Annotated in this window: 23 protein-coding genes and 3 tRNA genes; 13 read left to right on the top strand and 13 right to left on the bottom strand. The window is 56.1% G+C overall.

Annotated features, from left to right (window positions below):
* Positions 1-55: 55 nt before the first annotated feature.
* The gene (locus tag RCF31_RS09910; protein ID WP_416413240.1) at positions 56-979 is read left to right on the top strand and encodes a LysR family transcriptional regulator; all 924 of its coding nucleotides are present in this window, start codon (positions 56-58) and stop codon (positions 977-979) included.
* Here the strand turns inward: RCF31_RS09910 and RCF31_RS09905 are convergent.
* Positions 953-1,972, bottom strand: a complete 1,020-nt coding sequence (locus RCF31_RS09905) for a glycosyltransferase family 32 protein (RefSeq protein ID WP_416410147.1) — start codon at positions 1,970-1,972, stop codon at positions 953-955. The genes RCF31_RS09910 and RCF31_RS09905 overlap by 27 nt on opposite strands.
* A gap of 346 nt (positions 1,973-2,318) precedes the next feature.
* On the bottom strand, positions 2,319-2,873 hold the full coding sequence (locus RCF31_RS09900) for a histidine phosphatase family protein (protein ID WP_299457619.1): 555 nt from the start codon (positions 2,871-2,873) through the stop codon (positions 2,319-2,321).
* A 583-nt stretch (positions 2,874-3,456) separates the two neighbouring features.
* Here RCF31_RS09900 and RCF31_RS09895 point away from each other — a divergent pair.
* The 4 genes from RCF31_RS09895 to RCF31_RS09880 all read left to right on the top strand — a co-directional run bounded on the left by RCF31_RS09895 (position 3,457) and on the right by RCF31_RS09880 (position 8,340).
* Positions 3,457-4,848, top strand: a complete 1,392-nt coding sequence (locus RCF31_RS09895) for an MFS transporter (RefSeq protein ID WP_299457618.1) — start codon at positions 3,457-3,459, stop codon at positions 4,846-4,848.
* 47 nt (positions 4,849-4,895) lie between these two features.
* The gene (locus RCF31_RS09890) at positions 4,896-5,918 is read left to right on the top strand and encodes a LacI family DNA-binding transcriptional regulator (RefSeq protein ID WP_416410144.1); all 1,023 of its coding nucleotides are present in this window, start codon (positions 4,896-4,898) and stop codon (positions 5,916-5,918) included.
* Positions 5,919-5,926: 8 nt separating this feature from the next.
* Positions 5,927-6,907, top strand: coding sequence for a nucleoside hydrolase (locus tag RCF31_RS09885; RefSeq protein WP_416413184.1), 981 nt, complete (start codon positions 5,927-5,929; stop codon positions 6,905-6,907).
* Positions 6,908-7,119: 212 nt separating this feature from the next.
* Positions 7,120-8,340 (top strand): MFS transporter, encoded by a 1,221-nt coding sequence (locus tag RCF31_RS09880; RefSeq protein ID WP_084872442.1) that lies wholly within the window; start codon positions 7,120-7,122, stop codon positions 8,338-8,340.
* On the opposite strand, the gene RCF31_RS09875 is transcribed toward RCF31_RS09880, so the two are convergent.
* The 3 genes from RCF31_RS09875 to RCF31_RS09865 all read right to left on the bottom strand — a co-directional run bounded on the left by RCF31_RS09875 (position 8,337) and on the right by RCF31_RS09865 (position 10,900).
* Positions 8,337-8,801: a YbaK/EbsC family protein gene (locus RCF31_RS09875; protein WP_084872445.1), complete on the bottom strand. Its 465-nt coding sequence runs from the start codon at positions 8,799-8,801 to the stop codon at positions 8,337-8,339. The two genes, RCF31_RS09880 and RCF31_RS09875, sit on opposite strands and share 4 nt — an antisense overlap.
* Positions 8,802-8,896: 95 nt before the next feature.
* A complete protein-coding gene (gene fhuF / locus RCF31_RS09870; RefSeq protein WP_416413183.1) occupies positions 8,897-9,691 on the bottom strand; it encodes a siderophore-iron reductase FhuF in 795 nt (264 codons plus the stop codon).
* A 114-nt stretch (positions 9,692-9,805) separates the two neighbouring features.
* A complete protein-coding gene (locus tag RCF31_RS09865; protein ID WP_416413181.1) occupies positions 9,806-10,900 on the bottom strand; it encodes a GGDEF domain-containing protein in 1,095 nt (364 codons plus the stop codon).
* A 230-nt stretch (positions 10,901-11,130) separates the two neighbouring features.
* On the opposite strand from RCF31_RS09865, the gene RCF31_RS09860 reads away from it, so the two are divergent.
* Positions 11,131-11,415 carry a DUF1435 domain-containing protein gene (locus tag RCF31_RS09860; protein WP_084872451.1) on the top strand — a complete coding sequence of 95 codons (285 nt, stop codon included), beginning with the start codon at positions 11,131-11,133 and terminating at the stop codon, positions 11,413-11,415.
* 86 nt (positions 11,416-11,501) lie between these two features.
* Here RCF31_RS09860 and RCF31_RS09855 read toward each other — a convergent pair.
* The 4 genes from RCF31_RS09855 to rsmC all read right to left on the bottom strand — a co-directional run bounded on the left by RCF31_RS09855 (position 11,502) and on the right by rsmC (position 12,997).
* Positions 11,502-11,588: transfer RNA gene (locus RCF31_RS09855), tRNA-Leu, on the bottom strand.
* A 28-nt stretch (positions 11,589-11,616) separates the two neighbouring features.
* Positions 11,617-11,703 (bottom strand) — tRNA-Leu (locus RCF31_RS09850).
* 32 nt (positions 11,704-11,735) lie between these two features.
* Positions 11,736-11,822, bottom strand: a tRNA-Leu gene (locus tag RCF31_RS09845).
* Positions 11,823-11,965: 143 nt separating this feature from the next.
* Positions 11,966-12,997, bottom strand: coding sequence for a 16S rRNA (guanine(1207)-N(2))-methyltransferase RsmC (gene rsmC / locus RCF31_RS09840; protein ID WP_299457604.1), 1,032 nt, complete (start codon positions 12,995-12,997; stop codon positions 11,966-11,968).
* Positions 12,998-13,103: 106 nt separating this feature from the next.
* Here rsmC and RCF31_RS09835 point away from each other — a divergent pair, with 106 nt between their 5' ends.
* The 4 genes from RCF31_RS09835 to yjjJ all read left to right on the top strand — a co-directional run bounded on the left by RCF31_RS09835 (position 13,104) and on the right by yjjJ (position 16,056).
* Positions 13,104-13,514, top strand: a complete 411-nt coding sequence (locus RCF31_RS09835; RefSeq protein ID WP_313689890.1) for a DNA polymerase III subunit psi — start codon at positions 13,104-13,106, stop codon at positions 13,512-13,514.
* The gene (rimI, locus tag RCF31_RS09830; protein WP_299457600.1) at positions 13,486-13,926 is read left to right on the top strand and encodes a ribosomal protein S18-alanine N-acetyltransferase; all 441 of its coding nucleotides are present in this window, start codon (positions 13,486-13,488) and stop codon (positions 13,924-13,926) included. Before RCF31_RS09835 ends, rimI begins: the two co-directional genes overlap by 29 nt.
* Before the next feature lie 20 nt (positions 13,927-13,946).
* Positions 13,947-14,630, top strand: coding sequence for a pyrimidine 5'-nucleotidase (yjjG, locus tag RCF31_RS09825; RefSeq protein ID WP_416413180.1), 684 nt, complete (start codon positions 13,947-13,949; stop codon positions 14,628-14,630).
* A 103-nt stretch (positions 14,631-14,733) separates the two neighbouring features.
* Positions 14,734-16,056 carry a type II toxin-antitoxin system HipA family toxin YjjJ gene (gene yjjJ, locus RCF31_RS09820; RefSeq protein ID WP_416413179.1) on the top strand — a complete coding sequence of 441 codons (1,323 nt, stop codon included), beginning with the start codon at positions 14,734-14,736 and terminating at the stop codon, positions 16,054-16,056.
* On the opposite strand, the gene RCF31_RS09815 is transcribed toward yjjJ, so the two are convergent.
* Positions 16,053-16,712, bottom strand: a complete 660-nt coding sequence (locus tag RCF31_RS09815) for a YtjB family periplasmic protein (protein WP_416413177.1) — start codon at positions 16,710-16,712, stop codon at positions 16,053-16,055. The two genes, yjjJ and RCF31_RS09815, sit on opposite strands and share 4 nt — an antisense overlap.
* A 107-nt stretch (positions 16,713-16,819) precedes the next feature.
* Here RCF31_RS09815 and serB point away from each other — a divergent pair, with 107 nt between their 5' ends.
* The 3 genes from serB (at position 16,820) to nadR (ending at position 20,550) form a co-directional block, all read left to right on the top strand.
* Positions 16,820-17,797, top strand: coding sequence for a phosphoserine phosphatase (serB, locus tag RCF31_RS09810; RefSeq protein WP_299457592.1), 978 nt, complete (start codon positions 16,820-16,822; stop codon positions 17,795-17,797).
* A 13-nt stretch (positions 17,798-17,810) separates the two neighbouring features.
* Positions 17,811-19,193 carry a DNA repair protein RadA gene (radA, locus tag RCF31_RS09805; protein WP_084872470.1) on the top strand — a complete coding sequence of 461 codons (1,383 nt, stop codon included), beginning with the start codon at positions 17,811-17,813 and terminating at the stop codon, positions 19,191-19,193.
* Between the two features lie 118 nt (positions 19,194-19,311).
* Positions 19,312-20,550 (top strand): multifunctional transcriptional regulator/nicotinamide-nucleotide adenylyltransferase/ribosylnicotinamide kinase NadR, encoded by a 1,239-nt coding sequence (gene nadR, locus RCF31_RS09800; protein WP_299457589.1) that lies wholly within the window; start codon positions 19,312-19,314, stop codon positions 20,548-20,550.
* Positions 20,551-20,581: 31 nt separating this feature from the next.
* On the opposite strand, the gene RCF31_RS09795 is transcribed toward nadR, so the two are convergent.
* The 3 genes from RCF31_RS09795 to ettA form a co-directional block, all read right to left on the bottom strand.
* Positions 20,582-21,868: an MFS transporter gene (locus tag RCF31_RS09795; RefSeq protein WP_299457587.1), complete on the bottom strand. Its 1,287-nt coding sequence runs from the start codon at positions 21,866-21,868 to the stop codon at positions 20,582-20,584.
* Positions 21,861-23,018: a mandelate racemase/muconate lactonizing enzyme family protein gene (locus RCF31_RS09790; protein ID WP_416413176.1), complete on the bottom strand. Its 1,158-nt coding sequence runs from the start codon at positions 23,016-23,018 to the stop codon at positions 21,861-21,863. The genes RCF31_RS09795 and RCF31_RS09790 overlap by 8 nt, the downstream gene beginning before the upstream one ends.
* A 324-nt stretch (positions 23,019-23,342) precedes the next feature.
* Positions 23,343-25,010, bottom strand: coding sequence for an energy-dependent translational throttle protein EttA (gene ettA / locus RCF31_RS09785; RefSeq protein ID WP_299457583.1), 1,668 nt, complete (start codon positions 25,008-25,010; stop codon positions 23,343-23,345).
* Between the last annotated feature and the right edge of the window lie 173 nt (positions 25,011-25,183).

Here is a 25,183-nt window from a genome sequence, read left to right as displayed (position 1 = left end):
GGCAAAGAAAAAGCGCGCTGCCTGAAATGATTATTTATTATTTTGAACAATCATGATGAAAGAGATAAAAACCGACGCACTTTGGGTGCATCTGCACTGGCTCACGGTGCTGGCCGAACTGGGGAGTTTTACCCGTGCGGCCGAACGCCTCGACGTTAGCAAGGCGGCGATGAGCCAAAAGATTAAAGAACTGGAAGAGATGGCGGGAGTGGCGCTGGTGCTGCGCACTACACGCAGCGTGCGCCTCACTTCTGCCGGGGAAAAGCTGGTGGGGGAGTTACGCGATCCCTTTGCGCGTATTGAGCAAAGTTTTTTCAGCGTGCGTGATGAAGCCGGTCCGGTGCGCGGGCTGGTACGCGTTAGCGCCCCTGTGGCTTTTGCCCGCCAGCAGCTGGTGCCAATTATCGGCGATTTTTTGCGGGAATACCCGCAGGTGCGTTTACAGCTGGATGTGACTGATCGGCTGGTATCGCTCGGTAGTGAGGGGTTCGATCTGGCGATTCGCCATAGTCAGCAGTTGCCGGAAACCCATGTCGCGTTGCCGCTATGTGAAACCCAGACCTTATTGGTGGCATCGCCCGCTTATCTGGCGGAGCACGGCACGCCAGAAACGCCAGAGGCGATGCAGCAACATAACTGCCTGTATTACCCGCGCGGGCTTGAGTCGCCTCAGTGGCGATTTCGCCAGCGCAGCGATGCCAGTGAAACCGTACAGGTCAGAATTCAGGGGAATTTTGCCACCAACAACAGCGAATCGATCCGTGATGCTGCGTTGCAGGGTTTGGGGATTGCCATGTTACCGGATTTTAGCGCCAGCGCGGCGCTGGCCGCCGGTACATTGCAGCAGGTGCTGCCGCAGTGGCAGTCGGTGGATGCGTTTGCCGATCGTTTGTGGGTGGTGCGCCCTTATGCGGCTCAGGTGCCACGGGCGGTCACCACCTTTATTCACTGGCTACGCGCGCACTTTGTTGATGGCTGAAGGGGACGTCAGCGTGACTGGCGCATGCGGTTGCATCAGCTCACCCAACAGGCTGGTGCGATTGTAGTTACCCAGACGCAGATTAAAGTCGAGGTGCAGGCGCTCATGACCGCTCAGTTTGATCACCGGCGGCGGGTTGTGTGGACGCTGCTGAAAGAGTACCGACCGGGCAAAGGCGGCGCTATTCCACCCGCTCAGGCGCTGATAGAAATACGCATTGGCCTGGCCTTTGCGCAAATAGACATTTGCCCGGCGGTATTCACGCATTGCGGCCTGCTGGGCCAGGGAACATAATTGCTGCTCCGGCTCGGCAATTTTTTGTGTCAGCAGATAATAGTCATCACGTTTATTCAGCTCGGCGAAGAAACGTGGCCCGCCGAGATGTTTAATCGGTGCATACTGCTTTTGCCACTCGCGGATATAGGGATTATTGGCGGCGGCGGCAATAAACCAGTTTTCCATCACCGGTGACAGATAATTCATGGTTGAGACTTCACAATAGAAGCCAATCACATCCATGCGCTGCTCCTGATGCACACGATGTACCCAGCTGAGATCTTCAAACAGCAAGGTGCTGCAATCAATGCTGATACCGCCGTAGCGCAACAATAATTCCAGCCGAATCGCTTCACTCTTTTGTTGCAGGGTTAATTCAGAGGAAGTAAAGACAAAATCCGGCAGCACTTCATCAACGTTTTGACGATGTAACAGGTGCACCTGGTGATCAGGATTATCCTTACGGATTTTTTGAATATTTAACATCATCGATGTTGGCAAATATTCATCTTCCCAATACATCCAGACTATTTTTGGTATTTCCGGCAGATCTTTCTTACCGGAAATTAACACCACATTATCCTCTTCGCTCGGATCGTATTCCGGTGCGGGTACGGTATTAAGCTGCTTTTTTTGCAGTAACATCTGGCTGGTAAAGGCAATTTTTTGCCAGTTTTGCCACAGCATACGGGCAGGTTGTAGGCGTTTAGTTGTCATGGTGCACCTGATTATTGTGATTATAGTGGTTGGGGTTTCCCTGATGCTGGCGCCTGGAGCGCTCTTGTTTCCTCACGGCTGTGTGTAAAATACTACACTTGCTTAATAAAACATTCAGGCGTGAGAGGCTATCGTTTTTTTTCTTTTTCAGATAAACCGGAAAATGAATGAACCGCTGCTGATAAAATGAGTGTGAAATAGATCAATTAATGCAGGTTGATTTAATTAAAATTGGATTAAGATTATTCCTAATAAAATAGATTTCCCACCTGACAGAATGCGAGGAAATTAAAAATCCCGTGTCAGGTGAGGTATCAACCCTGTGGTTTTTGTAACGGCCCTGGCCTTAAATAAACGGTCGGTGATAAATGGCACTGCTCCAGTGACGGCTGCTGGCATGTTTTTCGGCCTGCCAGCCGCGCTTACGCAGTTCGCGGGCAATCAACTTATTCATAATGCCGTGGCCAACCAGCAACACAGTGCCGCTATCCGCCAGGGCGATCAGCTTGTCCGCCGCCTGGCAGGCGCGCAGACGGGCACGTTGCACCGATTCCACATGTCCGGCGTAGCCACACAACCACAGCAGGCGTAGCAGCGCCAGCCAGACGTTAAGCGGCAGATGTAATCGCTCAAACGGCAGCAGGGGGATGGCGACTTCGCTAAATACTGCATCTACCGCATGGGGCTGTAATCCCAGCCGCGCCAGCGACGAGCGTGCACGCGGCAGCGGGCTGGAAGCGATCACGTTGGCGAGGCTGGCAATCGCCTGGCTGCGCGGTGGCGGTGAATCGCAGATATCAGCCTGATCATAACCTTCGCACCAGTCGGCCAGCGCGCGCGCCGTAAAGCGCCCGCTCACCGGATGGTCGGGTTTACCGTGTCGCATAAGGATGATGGTCATAACGCTCCTGAATGATTTTCTCCAGTGTAATGCAGATTCCGCAGGACCTGTCAGGTCGGCAGGATTTAAGACAAATTCGCATTTGTCATTAAACCTTAACTGAAATATGCGACAAGAAGCGCGATGCAGGATCAGTCGCCACTTTGCTAATGATAAGTAAAAATCGTCAATTAAGTGCATTTTTGACGTTTTTTTGCTCTCGCGCATTGAATGTAATGTCATGAATTGACGCCATTTTTATCCTTAATCCCTGAGAGATAGTAAAGATAAATTAATTATTTTTGCTAAGATCACTTGATTTATCTACGCGCGTAGATAGACTAATTACACAGTGATAGCTCACGGTGCCACGGAAAAAGTTGGCCTTGAGATGACGCAGTTACATTTGCCTTATTAATGCGATCGGTGAAAAAAACATCGGCAAAGCCTGGCGAATAAGAGAATTCCAACACCAGGGAATCCTTTACTGACCTTTCATCCAGGTTTGCCCACCAAACGTCGCCACCGGGGCGTTCCGCTTGTTGCAAGGGAACCTACCCAGGGAAGGGCGTTTGATTGATCTTCATCTATCAGGGAAATGGTTATGACGGTACATCACTCCGTTTCGCAACAACGCGCACTGTCTTCTTCTTCGGCTGCTGATGAGCGGCTGGCAACCTCTGCTGGCCGCAAAGATTTCTGGCGTGCCACCTTATCCTGCTGGCTGGGTACGGCGATGGAGTATGCGGATTTCGCACTCTATGGCCTTGCCGCCGGTATCATTTTTGGCGATGTGTTCTTCCCCGAAGCCAGCCCGACGATGGCGCTGCTCTCCAGTTTTGCCACCTGGTCGGTGGGTTTTATTGCCCGTCCGATTGGCGCACTGCTGTTTGGCTGGATCGGCGATCGCAAAGGACGCAAAGTGGTGATGATCACCACCATCATTCTGATGGGAGCCTCTACCACGCTGATCGGTTTTATCCCTTCTTACGCCAGTATTGGCCTGTGGGCACCTGCCTGCCTGGTGCTGCTGCGCTTTACCCAGGGGCTGGGAGCCGGGGCTGAACTCTCTGGCGGCACGGTGATGCTGGGCGAATATGCGCCGGTTGAACGCCGTGGATTGGTGTCATCGGTGATTGCACTCGGTTCTAACAGCGGTACGCTGATCGCTTCGCTGGTATGGCTGGCGGTGGTGCAGATGGACCAGCAAAGCCTGCTCGCCTGGGGCTGGCGTATTCCTTTCCTCAGCAGCGTACTGATTGCGTTGGTGGCACTGTGGCTGCGTCGTCATCTGCGTGAAACCCCGGTATTTGAACGCCAGCAAGCTGAGCTGAATGCGCAGCGTCATGCCCAGCTGGCAAGTCCGCTACCGGCAGACACGCGGAGTTTCTGGCAGCGCAGCCGTGCCTTCTGGACCATGGTCGGCCTGCGTATCGGCGAAAACGGTCCTTCCTATCTGGCGCAGGGCTTTATCGTTGGCTATGTGGCGAAAGTGCTGATGGTCGACAAATCGGTGCCCACCACGGCGGTATTTATCGCCTCCATTCTTGGCTTCCTGATCATTCCTTTTGCTGGCTGGCTCTCCGACCGCTTTGGTCGCCGCATCACCTATCGCGGTTTCTGTCTGCTGCTGATGTTTTACGCCTGGCCTGCTTTCCATCTGCTCGACAGCCGTGAACCGGCAGTAGTGATTCCGGTGATGGTGGTCGGTATGGCACTGGCATCACTCGGCATCTTTGGCGTACAGGCGGCCTGGGGGGTCGAGATGTTTGGCGTTAAACATCGTTACACCAAGATGGCGGTGGCGAAGGAGCTGGGGTCTATCCTTTCAGGAGGCACTGCACCGCTGGTTGCGGCTGCGCTGCTGTCGTTTACCGGACACTGGTGGGCGATTGCCGTCTACTTCACGGCAATGGCGACCATCGGTTTTCTGACCACCTTTGTGGCACCGGAAACCCGCGGGCGTGATCTGAACCTGCCGGATGATGCGATCTGACAGCAGGTTAACGCATTGATGTATCGGGCATAAAATGAGGCAGGCTATTGGCTAAATCGTCATCCGGAAATATTACACGCAGCGATGTCGCTAAAGCCGCAGGCACGTCGGTCGCAGTGGTGAGTTATGTCATCAACAACGGGCCGCGTCCGGTGGCGGAAGCGACCCGTCAGCGGGTGCTGGAGGCGATTAAGCAAACCGGCTACCGGCCGAATGCCGTCGCGCGTGCGCTGGCATCGGGCAGCACCAAAACCTTCGGTTTAGTGGTGCCGAATATCGCCAACCCGTTTGTCGCTTCGATGGCCCACATGTTGTTGCAGGAGTCGCTGAATCACGGTCATGTGATGCTGCTGGGCGATGCCGGTGATGATCGTCAGCGCGAGCTGGAGCTGATTCAGGGGCTGCTGAATCGTCAGGTTGATGGCCTGTTTTACAACAGCGTCGATCGCCATCCCTATATCGATTTAATCAAGGCCAGCGGTACACCGCTGGTCATGCTCGATCGTGTGGAACCGCAACCGGGCGTCAGCATGCTGCGGGTAAACGAATGCGAAGCGGCACGTCAGGTGACGGCGCACCTGCTCAGCCACGGCTATCAGCAGGTGGGGATGATCAGTGGTCCGCTGGAGATGCTGAATACCCAGGATCGTATTCAGGGCTGGCGCGATGCGCTGACGGAGTACGGGGTACAGGCTGATGATAGTTTGATTTTCCCCGCCGGTTATTCGCGGCAGGGCGGTTACGAGGCCGCGCAGCAGATGCTGAACAGTGGTCGCGTTCCGCGCGCCCTGTTTGCCAGCAACGAAGGGCAGGCGATTGGTTGCATTCGTGCTTTTTCTGAACATGGCCTGCGTGTGCCGCACGATGTCGCGCTGGTGTGTTTTAACGGTACCGAGCAGTCGGCATTTCATGTGCCGGCACTGACGACGGTACGCCAGCCGTTGCGCGAAATGGCGCAGCGTGCAATTGCCATGCTGAAAAACGGAGATGGCGAGGCGGAGCTGGCGGAGTTTCCTCACCATCTGGAGATCGGTGAGTCCTGTGGTTGCCAACTTAGCAGAAAAAAATAAATAACATCATGAAAAGACTGATTATTGATTGTGATCCGGGGAATGGTATTGCCGGTGCAAACACCGATGACGGCCTGGCGCTGGCCTTAGCACTGGCATCGCCTGCGGTATCGCTGGAGTTAATTACCACCGTCAGCGGCAATACGCCCTGTGCAGTGGGCGCGCAGGTGGCGAAGGACCTGCTGCAACGGCTGGGGGTCAATATCCCGGTGGTGCAGGGGGCAAAGCAGGCGCTGCGCGAAGACCCGGCTCCGTGGCGCGCCCGTCTTGACGGTGTCGAAGATAACGCGCTGGCCGATCTGTGGCGTGGGGTGCGTCAGCCACAGCTGCTCCCGGCAGATGGCAATGATGCTGCGGGAGTGATGGGGCAGCTGATTTGTGATAACCCCGGAGAGTTTACGCTGGTGGCTATCGGCCCGCTCACCAACGTGGCGCAGGCGCTGCAACGTTATCCACAGATGGCGGAAGCGGTGGCGGAGATTGTGATCATGGGTGGCGTGTTCGCGCTGGATGACTACATCAAAGACACCAACTTTGGTCTCGATCCGGAAGCCGCGCATCAGGTACTGCACAGCGGGGCGACGGTGACGCTGGTGCCGATGGATGTCACCACGCAGACGTTGATGACCCATCAGGATCTCAACCGGCTGACGCGTAACGATCACCCGCTTACCCAGTTTGTGCGCGAAACCCTGCGACCCTGGATTGATTACTCGATTCGCACGCGCCATTTGCCCGGCTGCTGGATCCATGATGCGCTGGTGGTGGCCTGGCTGCTGAATCAGCGTGTTGCCGACGGCATGGATTATCATGTCGATGTGGAGCTACGCCCTGGGGCGACACGCGGCAAAAGCTGGCGTTATCGCACGCCGCTGCGTCTGGATGTGGGTATCCCACAAAATGCCGGTGCGCTAGTGCATGTCTTGCACAGCGTGGATAACCCGCTGCTGCTGGATATCCTCGAACAGGCATTCAATGGTCTGAAATAATCAACAACACACGGTCATCCTGTGGCAATGACCGTGTGACATGCTTGCTTACAACCCGAAGCACTCGCTGACAATTCCCCGCCACAGCCCGCCTTTCTGACATGCTATATACAAATAGTTAACATAATAATAACCGGTGCAATCATTCGCACGGTAACGTTCACAAGAATGTCCGGCCAACGATCCGGACGCTGTCAGACAGGATACCCCCTATGTTTAACTGGACTGCAACGCAGCGAAATGTGGCTTTTGCCAGCTTCGCCAGCTGGACGCTGGACGCGTTCGACTTTTTTATCCTGGTGTTTGTACTCAGCGATCTGGCTCAGTATTTCCACACCAGCGTTTCAGATGTCTCTATCGCGATTATGCTCACCCTGGCGGTGCGACCGATTGGGGCGCTGGTGTTTGGGCGTCTCGCGGAAAAATATGGCCGTCGGCCTATTCTGATGCTCAACATCGTGCTGTTTTCACTGTTTGAGTTGCTATCGGCCTGGTCACCCAACTTCGCGGCCTTCCTGACATTCCGTGTGATTTACGGCGTGGCGATGGGGGGGATCTGGGGAGTCGCCTCGTCGCTGGCGATGGAAACCATCCCGGACCGTTCGCGCGGTTTGATGTCCGGTATCTTCCAGGCCGGTTATCCGTGCGGTTATCTGCTGGCGTCGATTATCTTTGGCCTGTTCTTCGAGAGCGTGGGCTGGCGAGGGATGTTTATGATTGGCGCACTGCCGATCCTGCTGCTGCCGTTTATCTATTTTAAAGTGCCGGAATCACCGGTCTGGCTGGCGGCGCGTCAGCGCAAAGAGAGCACGGCATTGCTGCCGATTATTCGCCAGCACTGGAAAATCTGTATCTACATGGTGTTGCTGATGGCCTGCTTTAACTTCTTCAGCCATGGTACCCAGGATCTCTATCCCACCTTTCTGAAAGTGCAGCATCAGTTTGACCCGCATACCGTGAGTATTATCGCCATCAGTTACAACATCGCTGCGATGCTGGGCGGTATCTTCTTTGGATCGCTGTCGGAACGAATTGGACGCAAAAAAGCCATTATGCTGGCGTCATTTCTGGCATTGCCGGTGCTGCCGCTGTGGGCCTTTTCCAGTGGTACGTGGATGATTGGGATTGGCGCGTTTCTGATGCAGTTTATGGTGCAGGGCGCGTGGGGTGTGGTTCCGACCTACCTGACCGAGCTGGTGCCCGCCAACGCCCGTGCCGTGTTGCCAGGGTTTGTCTATCAGCTGGGTAACCTGATTGCCTCGGTCAACGCGACGTTGCAGTCACGGATTGCCGAGGCCCATGGCGGCAACTATGGCTTAGGGATGGCAATTGTTGCCGGGACGGTGGCGGTGCTGATCTGCGTGTTTGTCGCCTTTGGGCGTGAAACGCGCGGCATTCAAATCTCCGGTGCCGTGGCGCGCGAATCGCGTTAGCGCGACTCGCACACATCAATCCATTTTGCCGCAGTGAGATCGGCCATACGCTGCGGTGAAATGCGCACTGCACTATGAATCGATCCTGCTGCGGGCAACACTTCCTCAAAGCCGCGCAGTGACACATCGCAATACACGGTCAGCGGGTTTTCCAGCCCGAACGGGCAGACGCCGCCAACCGGATGGCCGGTCCAGTTCACCACTTCATCGACGCTCAGCATGCGCGCTTTGGCACCCAGTGCGGCTTTCAGTTTGCGGTTGTCGAGGCGCGCATCACCGCGCGTGACGATCAGCACCACGTTATCTTTCACCTTTAACGACAGGGTCTTGGCGATCTGCCCCGGCTCCACGCCGTGGACGCGGGCGGCCAGTTCAACGGTGGCGGTGCTTTCTGGCATCTCGATGATGTCGACATCCGGTGCGTGTTCGGCAAAGAAGTGCCGTACCGATTCCAGGCTCATTTTTTTCTCCGGCAAAAACGAAGCCTAAAAGCTGCCATAAGCCTTTTCTGCTGTAAACGGGAGAAAGGGAGAATCTGTAACAGAATGCGCAGGCTTTACACCGCTTTTAACGTGCAGTTACCACAGCGCTCAACATCGGGAATACGATAGCGCTGGCAGCAGCTCTTGCGTTCCATCTCGCCGTTACGCGAGATCATGGTGCGGTACAGCGGATTGTCGCTGCCATCCAGCAGGGACTGGCTGAAAAACCATGCCTGCTCCAGCTGTGACGCCAGCCCGGCAGGCAGCCGCGTTTTCAGTTCGCTGAGGAACCACCAGAAGGAGAAACCCATGTTGTTCCAGATAAGCCTGGCGTTGATGTCGCCGTGCTGCGTCATGCCGTTCACTGCCGGGATCAACAGCTGCTGAATCAGGCGGTCAATGCGTTGTTGCGGATTCAGGTAGCGTGCGTCTTCATCTTCCTGCACATCAATCCAGAAGGCACAGGGATGGCCGTTTTCATGAAACTCAACGTGGATCAGATGGGGCGCACAGTTCAGCGCCCGCGGCTCCAGCAGCAGCGCCAGCATCAGCGGGGGCAGCAACAGGCCAAAATACCATTGCGCCCACAGCGACTGCAGCGGTTTGGCTTCCTGCTGCACATCGGGATGATTACGGTAGAGATGATCGCTGTAGCGTTGTGTCAGGCGGCGGTAATGCGGGGTGGCAGACCATTCGGCCAGCGTCAGCGTACCTGCCGGAGCGGGCTGGCCGAGTTTGATGGTTTCCAGCATATAGCTGCGCTGCTCACGCATCAGATCTTCCAGCGCGCTCGCAAGCCCGCGGTCGCTCTGCATAAAGATCAACGGATGTTCGCTGAAGCGATGATCCTGACGAGTGATAATGGCCATGCCGATCCTGAATGAAAACGGTAAGCGAAAAACAAATGATAATCGTTCCCGATTAACCTCACAAGACTGTCGGCGGAAGGATTCACCGCCTCAGCGTGGTGAATCCCCGGTTTTTCAGGCCAAATCCTGGCTACTCAGCGCAGTTTTCGGTAAATCTTCCCAGGCAAGAATGGTGTTACGTCCCTGATTTTTCGCCACATACAGAGCACGGTCGGCATTGGATACCGCCTGATCAAAATCGTCAGCAAAAATCGGGGCGATGCCTGCACTGATGGTCACGTGGGTGGAAACCCGCTCATTAAACCGATGGGGAATCTCCAGGTTGAGCACATACTGGCGAATCCGTTCCGCCAGTTTCATGGCAATGGAAGCATTCACGTTGGTCATCAGCACCAGAAACTCTTCGCCGCCGTAGCGGGTCACCACATCCCGTGAGCGTACTGCATCGCGAATCGCTACGGAAACCCGAGCCAGTGCCTGATCTCCCATCGCATGACCATAATTATCGTTGTAAGCCTTAAAATGATCGATATCCAGCAGCAGCACAAAGTGGCTGCCTGCGTGGTTTTCCAGAATGGTATCGAGTCGATTTTTCAGCCCGCGGCGGTTATACAAACCGGTTAGCGGGTCCAGCATACTTAAATCGCTAAAACTTTCTTTTTCTTCATACAGCTGGCGCACCAGACGTCGGGTGAAATGATCGAAGCGGCGACGCATCAGATGGTGTAATGAAAAACCGATCAGCGGCAGGGTGATGGTAAACAGAATCATCATTAAATGCTGACCATCATCCAGTAGTAAAACGGTAAATACGGGCGGCGCGATATGTAAACAGAACGCAACTAAATAATCACTGAGTGCAATAGCACTGACAAAAAATACGCTTAACAGACTGATTATTAAAAAGCTGCCATCAAAATAAAAAACCAGATGGTACTTATGGTCAATGTGCCATGCCCATAATGCACCGAATAACAGCGCAACAGGATTTAATAGCGGGAATTTAAGTTTTGGAATGATTAAACAAACGGTAAGCAAGGTGATGCTAAAGCCCGCCACCAGTGCTGCTGGCAACGACCAGGTGCTGGAACCCTCCCCTAAAAATGGTAACAAACTAAATAGTGAAACAGCGACATTAAGAAACAGAAAAAGCATCACTGAAAGACGATATTTGCTGTGTTTCAATTCATCGTAAGATTGTAATTTCATTATTATTACTCGTGACAGCCCTGAAATATCAAAGCGCTATCCGGCCGAGATATTCTCTCCACCAGGATACTGAGCACATTATTGCTGTGTTTTCAAAATAGTTATCGGCGGCAATTTAGCATTTTCCAGTAGCAGTGTCATCCGCATGGCACCGCGCATAAAAAATCCGCTGCAAGATGAGAAGTATTATCATATGATAATGGGAATACTTATCATTTGAGGGTTGCGCGATGATCATGGCGATGATAGCTGCCTGCGGGTTGTGGGGCGTGAGCTGGATGATGGGCAAACGTCTGGATAGCGGCTGGGGCGTGTTGTTACCGTGCGCGGCGATGCCGGTCTTCGCGTTGTGGGAACCCAGCTTCAGCCAGTGGCGTGTGGTGATGATGGTGGCACTGCTGCTGACGGTGGTGATGTTGTTTCATCATCGCCTGCGTCACTACCTGCTGCTGCCTTCCTGCCTGGCGCTGGCGGGTGGACTGGCTGCGGTATCGGTGAATTTTCACCTGATCTGAAAAGCAGAAACGACAAAATCACGCCAGAGCGTGTTCAGGAATAATGAAAAATCTGAGGGAGATAACACCGGGAAGGATGACAACGTTGGTGCGAAGAGAGGGACTTGAACCCTCACGTCCGTAAGAACACTAACACCTGAAGCTAGCGCGTCTACCAATTCCGCCACCTTCGCATCGAGTTGTCTGTTTATATCATCGCATTGGTGCGAAGAGAGGGACTTGAACCCTCACGTCCGTAAGGACACTAACACCTGAAGCTAGCGCGTCTACCAATTCCGCCACCTTCGCGCAGTGCGCTACGATATAAACTTTGTGGTTTTTGGTGCGAAGAGAGGGACTTGAACCCTCACGTCCGTAAGGACACTAACACCTGAAGCTAGCGCGTCTACCAATTCCGCCACCTTCGCGTACCCGCAACACCTTAGAGTATTGCTAACCACGGAGGCGCATTTTAGAGATTTTACTCAATGCGTCAACACATATTTCGCGACGGTGAAACGATTGCTGCAAAAAGCAACGTTTCTGCCGCCGCGTCAGCCACATCGCTGAATTAACGCGCTTTCGCGCCGCGTCCGTAAACCGCACGATAAACCTTAAAGCGCCCGGTTTGCGCCAGCACTTCATGATTACCGAAGGTTTCATCCAGCACCTGCGGATAGGGCAGGAAGGCGTTGGCGACAATGCGCAGCTCACCGCCGGTGCTGAGATGTTTCAGCGCGCCACGGATCAGCGTATTTGCCGCATCCAGGCTGGTTTGCAGGCCATCGTGGAACGGCGGGTTGGAGATGATCAGATCGAAACGGCCATTCACATCAGAGAAGACGTTGCTGGCAAACACTTCACCTTCGAGACCGTTGGCCGCAAGGGTGGCTTTACTCGCGGCAATCGCGGCGGCATGCACGTCACACAGCCACAGACGCACTTTCGGTGAGTGCTGCGCCAGTACCGTCGCCAGCACACCGCTGCCACAGCCGATATCCAGCACTTTCCCTTTGGTATGCGGCGTCAGCGTAGACAGCAACAGCGCGCTGCCAGCATCGAGGCCGTCGCGGCTGAAGACACCCGGCTGGGTATGGATGGTGAGATCGTCCAGCATGTAGCTGTCACCGAACGCGGCAGCATCAAAGGCCGGTTGCTGCTCCAGCTGGCCGTGATACAGGCCGCAGCGGCGTGCGCTGTCGATCTTCTCTAATTTGGCCCAGGGTTCGATCATGCCTTCCGCGCTGCGGACACCGCTGCGGTTTTCACCCACCACAAAGATATCGCTACCGACCGGCAGCAGAGAGAGCAGGTTTTGCAACTGGAACTGGGCTTCTGGTTTGTTCTTTGGCCAGAAGTAGATCAGGGTATCGCAACCGGCAACATCGTCGGCGCTTGCCACCAGACCATACACCGCGCGCTCTGCGAGGCGACGGCTGAGGTTCTGCCAGTGATGATATTGCTGGGTATGCACGCGGGTTGAAGCGGTTTCCAGCTGGGCGGGCAGGTCATCCTGCAAATCGCCAGCAAATAAAACGTGGCGGGCGGTAAATTCATCACTGTGGCGCAGAATCACTTCGCTGGCCGGGGTTAAAGCTGACATGAATGGCTCCTGTTAAATCAGAGCGGGGATTATAGTGCTTTGTTGGCGCATGTTCGATGGGTTTGCTAGCATAGCGTCGCATTATGGCCGCTCAACGGGTAACAGCATGACATCAAGGCGCGACTGGCTTTTACAGCAAATGGGGATTACGCAGTATCAATTGCGGCGTCCGCGCGTGCTCCAGGGCGAAATAGCGGTGAGCCTTGCGCCCGATACCCGACTGGTGCTGGTGGCCGAACACGCGCCCGCCTTGCACGAACCGCTGGTGCAGGATGTGCTGCGTACGCTGCATCTTCAGCCCGCTCAGGTGATGACGCTCACCCCGGAACAACTGCCGATGCTGCCGGAAAAGGTCGATTGCGCAGGCTGGTTGCTGGGTGTTGACGGCGCGCATCCTTTTAATGGCGTCACCTTCACGACTGCCGCTTTCAATGAATTAATCAGCAGCGGCGCGGCGAAACGCGCCCTCTGGCAACAGATGTGTAATCATGACAGCCATCTCTTTAATCACCCCTGAAGACCAGCCACAACTGCTGGCGATTGAACGCCGCAGCCACGCTTTTCCCTGGAGCGAACAGACGTTTGCCAGCAATCAGGGCGAGCGGTTTTTAAATTTACGTTTTGAAGCGGAAGGCAAGCTGGTGGCCTTTGCCATCACCCAGGTGGTGCTGGACGAAGCCTCGCTGTTCAATATCGCGGTCGATCCTGATTTTCAGCGCCGGGGTTATGCGCGCCAGCTGTTGCAGCATCTGATTGCCGAGCTGGAGAAGCGCGAGGTGATGACGCTGTGGCTGGAAGTGCGCGCGTCCAACTTGCCTGCCATTGCTTTGTATGAGCAGCTGGAGTTTCACCAGGTCAGCCGCCGCCCGAATTATTACCCCACTGCCAGCGGACGAGAAGATGCCATCATCATGGCATTAACGCTGTAGCCCTTTGGCTTAGGAGATCTATGTTAAACGATTGGGACTGCATTATTTTTGATGCGGATGACACGCTGTTTCACTTCGACGCCTATGCCGGCCTGCAACGTATGTTTGCCGGTTATGATGTGCAATTCACCGACCAGGACTACGCCGATTATCAGGCGATCAACAAGCCGTTGTGGGTCGATTATCAGAACGGTGCGATTTCGGCCTTGCAGCTACAGACACGTCGTTTTATCGGCTGGGGCGAGAAGCTCAGCGTAGCGCCGGAAGTGTTGAATCATGGCTTCCTCAGCGCGATGGCTGAGATTTGCCTGCCTTTGCCGGGCGCGGCCAGTCTGCTGAACGCGCTGCACGGTAAGGTGAAAATGGCGATCATCACCAATGGTTTCACCGCTCTGCAACAGGCACGACTGGAACGTACCGGTTTCCGCGATTATTTTGCTGCGGTGGTGATTTCTGAGCAGGTCGGGGTGCCGAAACCCGATCGCGCCATCTTCGATCACACGCTGGAGCTGCTGGGTAATCCGGCGCGTGAGCGCGTGCTGATGGTGGGTGACACGCCGGAGTCGGACATTCTCGGCGGCATCAATGCCGGATTGAAAACCTGCTGGCTGGATCACGGCACGCGCCCACTGCCGCAGGACATCATCCCAGACTGGCGCGTGACATCGCTGGCTGAGCTGGAAAACTTGCTGACTCAGGGATAAAAGTATCTATTCATCATTACGATGATCCTGTGCATGAAGGCCCGCTGAGCGGGCCTTTTTTTATGCTAGAATCTATTCATTAATCTATTCATCAGGGGGCGGGATGGCGGATATCACTTCACAGCTGCTGGATGGCCCGCTGGGCGCGCCCGAACTGGTACGTCGGCTTGGCATCAGCCAGGCGACGTTGTCGCGCCAGTTACGTCAGCTGGACCAAATTGTCAGATGGGGCAAAGCGCGTGCCACACGTTATGCGCTGTTGCGGCCGCTGCGGGGCGAAAGCCGTTTTCCTCTCTATCGGGTGCTGCCGTCGGGGCAAACGGTGCAGACGGGCTGGCTGGTGCGTACCTGGCCGCAGGGCAGCTGCCTCCATCTTGATGCACAGGACAACGGGACGTTTTACGAAGGATTGCCGTGGTTTCTCAGCGATATGCGCCCGCAGGGGTTTCTCGGACGGCTTTGGGGGCGGGAGAATGCGCAATCCCTTGGGCTGACCGAGGATCTGCGCGTCTGGAGTGATGAACAGTGCCTGATGGCGCTGACGGTAACCGGCATGGATATGCCAGGCAATTGCCTGCTGGGCGCTACCGCGTATCAGCGCTGGTTGCAGCAATCGGCTCCCACGGTGTTGAGTGCCGGGCAAAAAATCATGCGTTATCCGCAGCTGGCGCAGCAGGTGCTGGACGGTGATGAAGTGGGATCGTCGGCAGCGGGTGAGCAGCCCAAATTTCTTTGTTATGCCGAAACCTCCTCCGGCCAGCGCCATTGTCTGGTCAAATTTACCGTGGCGCGCCAGAGCGAAAGCAGCCAGCGCTGGCGCGATTTGCTGCGTGCGGAGGATCGAGCGCTGCGGCAACTGGCGGCGGCAGGGCTGGCGGCGGCAAATAGTCAGATTCTCGAACAGGGCGGTCAGCTGTTTCTTGAGGTCCAGCGCTTCGATCGTGAAGGTGAGCGGGGCCGTCGGGGCATGTGTTCCCTTGAGGCGGTCAGTGCCGAATTTTTAGGGCGACAGCAGCACTGGCCGGATGCGCTGCGCGAGCTGGCGCACCAGCAGCGCATTGATGAGGCGTCAGTGCAGCGCGGCACGCTGCAATGGGCGTTTGGTCGCCTGATCGCCAATAGCGACATGCATGCCGGGAATTTGTCATTTTTTACTGATGGCGAGCGGCTGCAACTCACCCCGGCTTACGACATGTTGCCGATGGCGCTGGCGCCGAATTCGCTGGGACATATGCGCGACGAAGTGAATTTAACCCTCGATTTCTCATTGCCGGGTGATGTCTGGCGGGCTGCCAGCGCAATGGCGAAAAGTTACTGGCAGACGATTGCGGCAGAGGGGGCGTTTAGCGACGGATTCCGGCAGATTGCCCGCCAGGCGCAGCAACAGCTGGCTGCGCTGGATGTGACTATCGAAAAAATGGCCTAAGATTTGGTTTCTTCGGTGGCCGTTTCTTCTTCTTTATCTTCCTTCACCGGCGTACTGGCGGTAAGCAGGAAAGGGGATTGCTGCCAGCGGGTACGGCGGTCTCGCAGCAGGGTACGGGTCAGGATGATACCGATCGCCAGCGCCAGCAGCATCATCAGGCGCAAAATATTGGTGGTGTTATCCACCTGGCGTGATTCGGTGACCAGCACGTGGGTATCCAGCGTGACGCGCAAAAAACCCAGCGGGCCATCTTTGCCGTTGAGCGGCTCGACAATCTGGTGGTTGAAGTAACTCCCGGCGCGTTTGCCGTCGAGTGCCAGGCGATCCCGCACATTGATGTTTTCACCGCTATGTGCCACCAGGCTGCCATCATCGTCATAGACGGAGGCATCCAGAATACGGCTGTTATCGGTGAGCTGATTGAGGATGGCTTCAATCTGCGGGCGATTGTCGTCGCTGTTATCCATCAGGGGTTGCAGGCTGAACGCCACCTGTTTGGTCAGGGTACGTGCGAGTTCATCCACCTGTTCGGAGCGTGCCATTTGATGGCCGAGACTAAACCAGGATGCACCCTGCATCAGCACCACTAACAGGGCCAGCGAGATAAGAACAATTACCGTGCGGTGCAGGCGAAATTTCAGTGCCGTTTTAACCATCAGAAACCCGTGTGACATAACAACAGAAAGCCTGGCAATTATGTTGCCAGAACCCGCGCAGACAAGGTAGCCTCTTGCGTGGTTTTGTTGTCCCTACAGGAGCTGTAATGCCAAATCGTCTTACCTGGTGCGATCTGCCTGCCGATGTGTCCCTCTGGCCGGGCTTACCCCTTTCCCTCAGCGGTGATGAAGTGATGCCGCTGGATTACCGTGCCGGTCGGACTGGCTGGTTACTGTATGGGCGCGGGCTTGATAAACAAAAGCTGACCGACTACCAGCATCAGCTGGGGGCGGCGATGGTGATCGTCAGCGCCTGGAATGTCGATGAGTACCAGGTGATGCGTCTGGCTGGCTCGCTGACGCCGCGTGCCATGAAACTGGCGCATGATGCCGGTTTTGATGTGGCGCCGCTCGGCAAGATCCCGCATTTGAAAACGCCTGGCCTGCTGGTGATGGACATGGATTCCACCGCGATTCAGATCGAATGCATCGATGAAATCGCCAAACTGGCGGGCTGTGGTGAGCAGGTGGCGGAAGTCACCGAGCGTGCGATGCGCGGCGAGCTGGATTTCAAAGCCAGCCTGCGTGAACGCGTCGGCACCCTGAGCGGGGCGGATGCTAATATCCTGAAGCAGGTACGCGATACGCTACCGCTGATGCCGGGCCTGACCACGCTGGTGCAAAAGTTGCAGGCGCTGGGCTGGCAGGTAGCGATTGCTTCCGGCGGCTTCACCTACTATGCCGATTATCTGCGTGACACGCTGCATCTGGCGGCGGCCATGGCAAATGAGCTGGAAATCCGCGACGGCAAGCTGACCGGCCAGGTGCTGGGACAGATTGTCGATGCCCAATTTAAAGCCGATACCCTGAACAATCTGGCGCAGCGTTTTGCCATTGCGCCGGAGCAGACCGTGGCCATTGGCGACGGGGCTAACGACCTGCCGATGATTAAAGCCGCGGGTCTGGGTATCGCCTATCATGCTAAACCGAAAGTGAATGAGCAGACGGAAGTGATTATCCGCCATGCTGACCTGATGGGGGTGTTCTGCATCCTGAGCGGCAGCCTGATTCACGAAGAGCGTTAATTAAGGAACTGATTTGGCCAAAGCGGCAAAACGTGCGTTCGTTTGTAATGAATGCGGCGCTGATTATCCGCGCTGGCAGGGGCAATGCAGCGCCTGCCACGCCTGGAACACCATCACCGAGGTACGCATTGCGGCCTCGCCCGCGAGTGCGCGTAACGAGCGTCTGAGTGGCTATGCCGGTAGCGCGGGCACCAGCCGGGTGCAGAAGCTCTCCGAGATCAGCCTTGAGGCGTTGCCACGCTTCTCCACCAGTTTTAAAGAGTTTGACCGTGTGCTCGGCGGCGGTGTGGTGCCGGGCAGTGCCATTCTGATTGGCGGCAATCCCGGTGCCGGGAAATCGACGCTGCTGTTGCAGGTGATGTGTAAGCTGGCGGAAGGGATGAAAACCCTGTACGTCACCGGCGAAGAATCCCTGCAACAGGTAGCAATGCGCGCCCATCGTCTGGGATTACCCACCGAAAACCTGAATATGCTGTCGGAAACCAGTATCGAGCAGATCTGTCTGATCGCCGAGCAGGAACAACCGAAGCTGATGGTGATCGACTCGATCCAGGTGATGCATATGGCGGAGATCCAGTCTTCGCCCGGTAGCGTGGCGCAGGTACGCGAAACCGCCGCCTACCTGACGCGCTTCGCCAAAACGCGTGGCGTGGCGATTGTGATGGTGGGACACGTCACCAAAGATGGCTCGCTGGCGGGCCCCAAAGTGCTGGAGCACTGCATCGACTGTTCAGTGCTGCTGGATGGCGATGCCGATTCCCGTTTCCGCACCCTGCGCAGCCATAAAAACCGCTTTGGTGCGGTGAACGAGCTGGGGGTGTTCGCCATGACCGAGCAGGGCATGCGCGAGATCAGCAACCCGTCGGCCATCTTCCTGTCCCGTGGTGATGAGGTGACCTCTGGCAGCTCGGTGATGGTGGTGTGGGAAGGCTCGCGTCCCTTGCTGGTGGAGATTCAGGCGCTGGTCGATCACTCGATGATGGGTAATCCACGTCGTGTGGCGGTTGGCCTGGAACAGAACCGTCTGGCGATTCTGCTGGCGGTGCTGCATCGCCACGGTGGCTTGCAGATGGCGGACCAGGATGTGTTCGTGAACGTGGTCGGTGGCGTGAAAGTCACCGAAACCAGTGCCGACCTGGCGTTGCTGCTGGCGATGGTCTCCAGCCTGCGCGATCGTCCACTGCCGCAGGATCTGGTGATCTTTGGTGAAGTCGGGCTGGCGGGTGAGATTCGTCCGGTGCCAAGTGGCCAGGAACGTATTTCAGAAGCGGCCAAGCACGGCTTTAAACGTGCGATTGTGCCTGCGGGCAATGCCCCCAAAAAACCTATCGACGGGATGAAAGTTTACAGCGCGAAGAAGCTGGCCGATGCGCTGGCGATTCTGGATGAGCTGTAAACCTGGCCCGTAGCGGCGCGATTTATCGCGCTCTTTTGGCCTTACGGTGGCAAAAACCTGCGCGATAAATCGCGCCGCTACGGACAATGTGCACACTATTTTATGCAGGAGGCACGCAGTGTCATCATTTGACTACCTGAAAACCGCCATACGCCAGCAGGGTCACACGCTGCAACAGGTGGCGGATGCCAGCGGGATGACCAAAGGCTACTTAAGCCAGTTGCTGAATGCCAAAATCAAAAGTCCCAGTGCGCAAAAGCTGGAAGCGCTGCACCGTTTTCTCGGGCTGGAATTTCCGCGTCGGCAGAAAACGGTCGGCGTGGTGTTCGGTAAATTCTATCCGCTGCATACCGGGCATATTTATCTGATCCAGCGCGCCTGTAGCCAGGTGGATGAGCTGCATATCATCATGGGACATGACGATCCGCGCGATCGTGAGTTGTTTGAAAACAGCGCCATGTCACAGCAGCCGACGGTCAGCGATCGTCTGCGCTGGCTGCTGCAAACCTTTAAATACCAGAAAAATATCCGTATCCACTCGTTCAATGAAGAAGGGATCGAACCGTATCCGCACGGCTGGGATGTGTGGAGTGAAGGGGTGAAAGCGTTTCTGGCGCAGCAGGGGATTGAAGCCGATTGTGTTTATACCAGCGAAGCGCCGGATGCGCCGATGTATCAGCAGCATCTCGGTATCGAAGCGGTGGTAATCGATCCCAGCCGATCTTTTATGAGCATCAGCGGCGGGCAGATTCGTCAGGATCCGTTCCGCTACTGGGAATATATCCCCACCGAGGTGAAACCGTTCTTTGTGCGCACCGTAGCGGTGCTGGGCGGTGAATCGAGCGGTAAATCGACGCTGGTGAATAAGCTGGCGAATATCTTTAATACCACCAGCGCGTGGGAATATGGCCGCGATTATGTCTTCTCCCACCTCGGCGGGGATGAGATCGCGCTGCAATATTCCGACTACGACAAAATTGCCCTCGGCCAGGCGCAGTACATTGATTTTGCCGTCAAGTACGCCAACAAGGTGGCGTTTATCGACACCGATTTCATCACTACGCAGGCGTTCTGTCTCAAGTATGAGGGGCGTGAACACCCCTTTGTACAGGCGTTGATTGATGAATACCGTTTCGATCTGGTGATCCTGCTGGAGAATAACGTGCCCTGGGTGGCGGATGGATTGCGCAGCCTCGGCAGTTCGGTGGATCGACGCGAATTCCAGTCGCTGCTCATCACCATGCTGCGCGAGAACAATGTTGAATTCGTGCATGTGAAAGAAGATGACTACGACACGCGCTTCCTGCGCTGTGTCGAGTTGGTGAAGCAGATGCTGGGGGATGGTGCCCCACGTTAAGCAAAGCCGGGCATCAGGCCCGGCAAAGATTTTAATGCGTCGCCAGTGCGCGCAGGGTATTCACCCCTTTTTGTCGCACCAGCAGCGCCAGCAATAACATGCCTGCCAGCGCCAGTACACTCGCCAGCACGAAGGCGGTGTGATAGCCGCCACCATACTGAATCAGGAAGCCGGTGATCCCCGGCGACAAAATGCCTGCCAGATTCGCCAGCAGATGGACGAAGCCGCCCGCAGTGCCGATGCGACCCGCCGGGACGATATCCTGCAACAACGACCAGCACGCCTGTGGCGTCATATAGGCAAACACGCTTGCCAGCGTAATCAGCGTCACCGCGCCTGCCAGGCTCTGGCTCCAGGCGGTGAGCAGCACGCACAACGCCGCCACCGCCAGACCGACAAAGATCACCAGCTTGCGCGACAACAGGAAGTTCTGGGTGCGGCGAAACAGCATGTCACATACCACGCCGCCACCGAGAAAACCCACTGTGGCACCGAGCCACGGCAGAATGCCGATGATGCTCATGCTTTTGATATCCAGATGCTGGAAATCGGTCAGGTAGCTGGGCAGCCAGGAGAGGAAGAAATACTGGATGTAATTGAAGCAGAAGAACGCACTGGCGACGCCCAGCACCGGCAGCGAGAAGACATAACGCCACAGCGAATGATTGTCCTGCTGCGGCGTGCTGGTGCTCTGGCTGGCGGGACGCTGCTGCATAATCAGCTGGCTTTCCGCCTGGCTGACGCGCGGATGTTGCTCCGGTTTATCACGGAACAGCAGCAACCAGCAGGCGACCCAGACAAAGCCCAGTGCGGCAATCACCACAAAGGCGATACGCCAGCCATAATTCAGCCCCACCAGTCCGACGATCGGTGCGGCAATCGCTGCCCCCAGCGGTTGTCCGGCATTGGTAAAGCCGACGGCCCGGCCCACCTCCTGGCGTGGGAACCAGTTGGCAATCGATTTATTGGTGGTGGTGCCCATCGGGCCTTCGCCAATGCCGAACAGCATACGGACGATCAGCAGATGGCCAAAGCCGGTGACCAGCGCCGTTGCGCCGCAGAACAGCGACCAGATAGTGGCAGCCCAGGCGTAAACGCGGCGTGGACCAAAGCGGTCCGCACCCCAGCCACCGAGGAAGCAAAACAGGCAGTAGCCGATAAAGAAGCAGCTGAACAGGATGCCCATCTGCGCATCATCAATCCCCAGATCCTTTTTCACCAGCGGAGCCATCACTGACAGGGCCGCGCGATCGAGATAGTTGAGCATACCGGCACAGAACAGCAGCAGGGCAATAACCACACGATAGTTTTTAAACATGGCGCTGTACTCCCTGTTGATCAATCTGCTGATGGGTTAACCGATATTCCCGCAGCACCTGTTCATCGGGCTGATAACCGAGGCCAGGGCGCTGGCTCAGGGTAAAGCTCACCTCGGCAGGCAGGTCGGGATAGAGTGGGACGGCAAAATCGATCCATGGGATCTCCATTTTGACGCTCTCCGGCAGCACAGCCACCAGATGCGCCGTTGCCAGCATCCCTGCGCCGTAATAGAAGCAGTGCGGTACCACACGTACACGATATTGTTGCGCCAGTTCGAATACATGCAGGGCCGCCGTGATGCCCCCCACTTTGGTGACGCTGGGTTGCACCACATCGACGGCACCACTTTCCAGCAGATTGACGAAACCAAAATCGCCATCGACATTTTCCCCCGCCGCCAGCGGCACACCCACACAGCGTAGCTCCGCCAGACCTGCAAAATCATCCGGTGGCCAAATCGGCTCTTCCAGCCAGCCCAGTTGCAGCGATTGCAGGGCATCAGCCTGCTGGCTGGCCTGTTCGCGCGTCCACGGGCAATTGACGTCCACCATCAGTTGCACCTCGGCTGGCAGCGCGGCGCGTGCGGCGGCAATGGCGGGCTGGGCGGTTTCATGCAGCTTCATGGTGCGGAAACCCTGCTGGTGGGCGCGCTGCACCTGAGCGGCGACTTCCTGCGGATCGTTGGCGTAACTCACCAGGCTGGCGTAACGCTCTATGCGATGCCGCGTGGCTCCCAGCAGTTGCCACAGTGGTTGCTGGCGCTGCTGGCCGAGCAGATCCCACAGGGCGATATCCATCGCCGATAACGCGTAGCGTACCGGACCGCTGCGACCAAATGCATGTAAGGCCTGCTCGGCGCTTTGCATCAGCGCCGCGATGGCCGGTTGGCTATCGGGCAACTCCCGTTGCAGGAAAAACGGTGCCACCAGGCTGGACAGCGCCTGCTCGGTCACCGGATTCGCCAGATGCCCAAAAGCTTCACCCCAGCCAACCAGTCCGGTGTCACTGGTGACTTTTACCAGCAGCGTTTCCATCCGGCTGAGTGACGGCGAGGCGGCGTTAAAGGTGGTTTCCTGTTCCGCTGGTGGGCGTCGATGCGCATCAAACGGGATCGCGATACGCATCACTTCGATCATAGTTATTTTCATGCCATAGACCTCAATAGGGGTAACGCCCGGCGTGAATAGTTATGAAGAATGCCGGGACTGAGAGAGATAAGTCAGGTCAATAGCGAGTATAAAAAGCGGGCAAAGCGGCGACATCGGGCAACAGCCCAGGAGTGAAAGCGGATTCAGGCGAGTTTTTGGGCCGATCAACGGGGCAGGGTGCAGGCGATCACAAATAGGGTTTTAAAAATCAAAACCGCGCCATAAATCGCGCCGCTACGGAAGAGGCAAATGTCTGTAGCGGCGCGATTTATCGCGCAAAACAAAGGCACCGTTGAAGGTGCCTCATTTCATATATTGGCGTGCTTACTTCGCCATACGTTTGTACTTCATACGCTTCGGCTCCAGTGCATCGGCGCCGAGGGTGCGTTTTTTGTACTCTTCGTATTCGGTGAAGTTACCTTCGAAGAACTCCACTTTGCCCTCATCCTGATAATCGATGATGTGGGTAGCGATACGGTCGAGGAACCAACGGTCATGCGAGATCACCATCGCACAGCCCGGGAACTCCAGCAGGGCGTTTTCCAGCGCGCGCAGGGTTTCGATATCGAGGTCGTTAGTCGGTTCATCGAGCAGCAGCAGGTTGCCGCCTACCTGTAACAGTTTTGCCAGGTGCAGACGACCGCGCTCACCACCAGACAGCTCGCCAACGCGCTTGCCCTGGTCAGTGCCTTTAAAGTTGAAGCGACCGACGTAAGCACGGCTTGGCATTTCGGTGTTACCGATACGCATAATGTCCTGGCCGCCAGAAACTTCTTCCCACACGGTTTTGCTGCCATCCATCGCATCACGGAACTGATCGACTGACGCCAGCTTAACGGTTTCACCCAGCTCGATGCTGCCGGAATCCGGCTGCTCCTGACCTGACATCATACGGAACAGGGTGGATTTACCCGCGCCGTTCGGTCCGATAATCCCGACAATCGCGCCTTTCGGCAGCGAGAAGGACAGATCATCAATCAGAACACGGTCACCATAGGATTTGCTCAGATGGCTGACTTCCACCACCTTGTCACCGAGGCGTGCACCTGGCGGAATGAACAGTTCGTTGGTTTCGTTACGTTTCTGGTATTCGGTGTTGTTCAGTTCTTCAAAGCGTGCCAGACGGGCCTTGCCCTTTGACTGGCGGCCTTTCGCGCCCTGACGCACCCACTCCAGCTCTTTCTCAATCGATTTGCGACGTGCAGCTTCAGACGACGCTTCCTGCGCCAGACGCTGATCTTTCTGCTCCAGCCAGGAGGAGTAGTTACCTTCCCACGGAATACCTTCACCGCGGTCCAGCTCCAGAATCCAGCCAGCGACGTTGTCGAGGAAGTAACGGTCATGGGTGATCGCCACCACGGTGCCTTCGAAATCGTGCAGGAAACGTTCCAGCCACGCCACGGATTCTGCATCCAGGTGGTTCGTCGGTTCGTCGAGCAGCAGCATGTCTGGCTTTTCCAGCAGCAGACGGCACAGCGCGACACGGCGGCGCTCACCACCGGACAGGTTGGCGATTTTCGCATCCCAGTCTGGCAGACGCATCGCGTCAGCCGCACGGTTCAGCTGCGTTTCGAGGTTGTGACCATCGTGCGCGTGGATCACTTCTTCCAGACGGCCCTGTTCGGCGGCCAATTTGTCAAAATCTGCATCCGGATCGGCGTACAGCGCGTAGACTTCGTCGAGACGCTTCAGTGCGCCTACCACTTCGGACACCGCTTCCTCAACGGATTCACGCACGGTGTGCTCCGGGTTGAGCTGCGGTTCCTGCGGCAGGTAGCCGACTTTAATACCCGGCTGCGGGCGCGCTTCCCCTTCGATATCTTTATCAATCCCGGCCATGATGCGCAGCAGGGTAGATTTACCCGCGCCGTTCAGGCCGAGGACACCAATTTTTGCCCCAGGGAAAAAGCTGAGAGAGATATTCTTCAGAATATGACGCTTCGGCGGAACCACTTTGCCGACGCGATGCATGCTATAGACGAATTGAGCCACGTTGTATGGAACTCCTGGTCTGTGGAGGTGAACGTCAGATGCTGAAGTTTAGCCGTTTTCCCGTGGTATTCACAGCCACGCGGCGGTGAAACTCGCCGGAAATGGATAACTGATTGATTCTCACTCAGTCGCCGGACTATGCTGCCTTTTTGCCTTAAAACGGGAGGAGGTGC

This window comes from Pantoea sp. App145, assembly GCF_047947045.1.
Taxonomy (GTDB): Bacteria; Pseudomonadota; Gammaproteobacteria; order Enterobacterales; family Enterobacteriaceae; genus Pantoea.
This window is presented reverse-complemented; position numbering and strand designations above follow the sequence as displayed.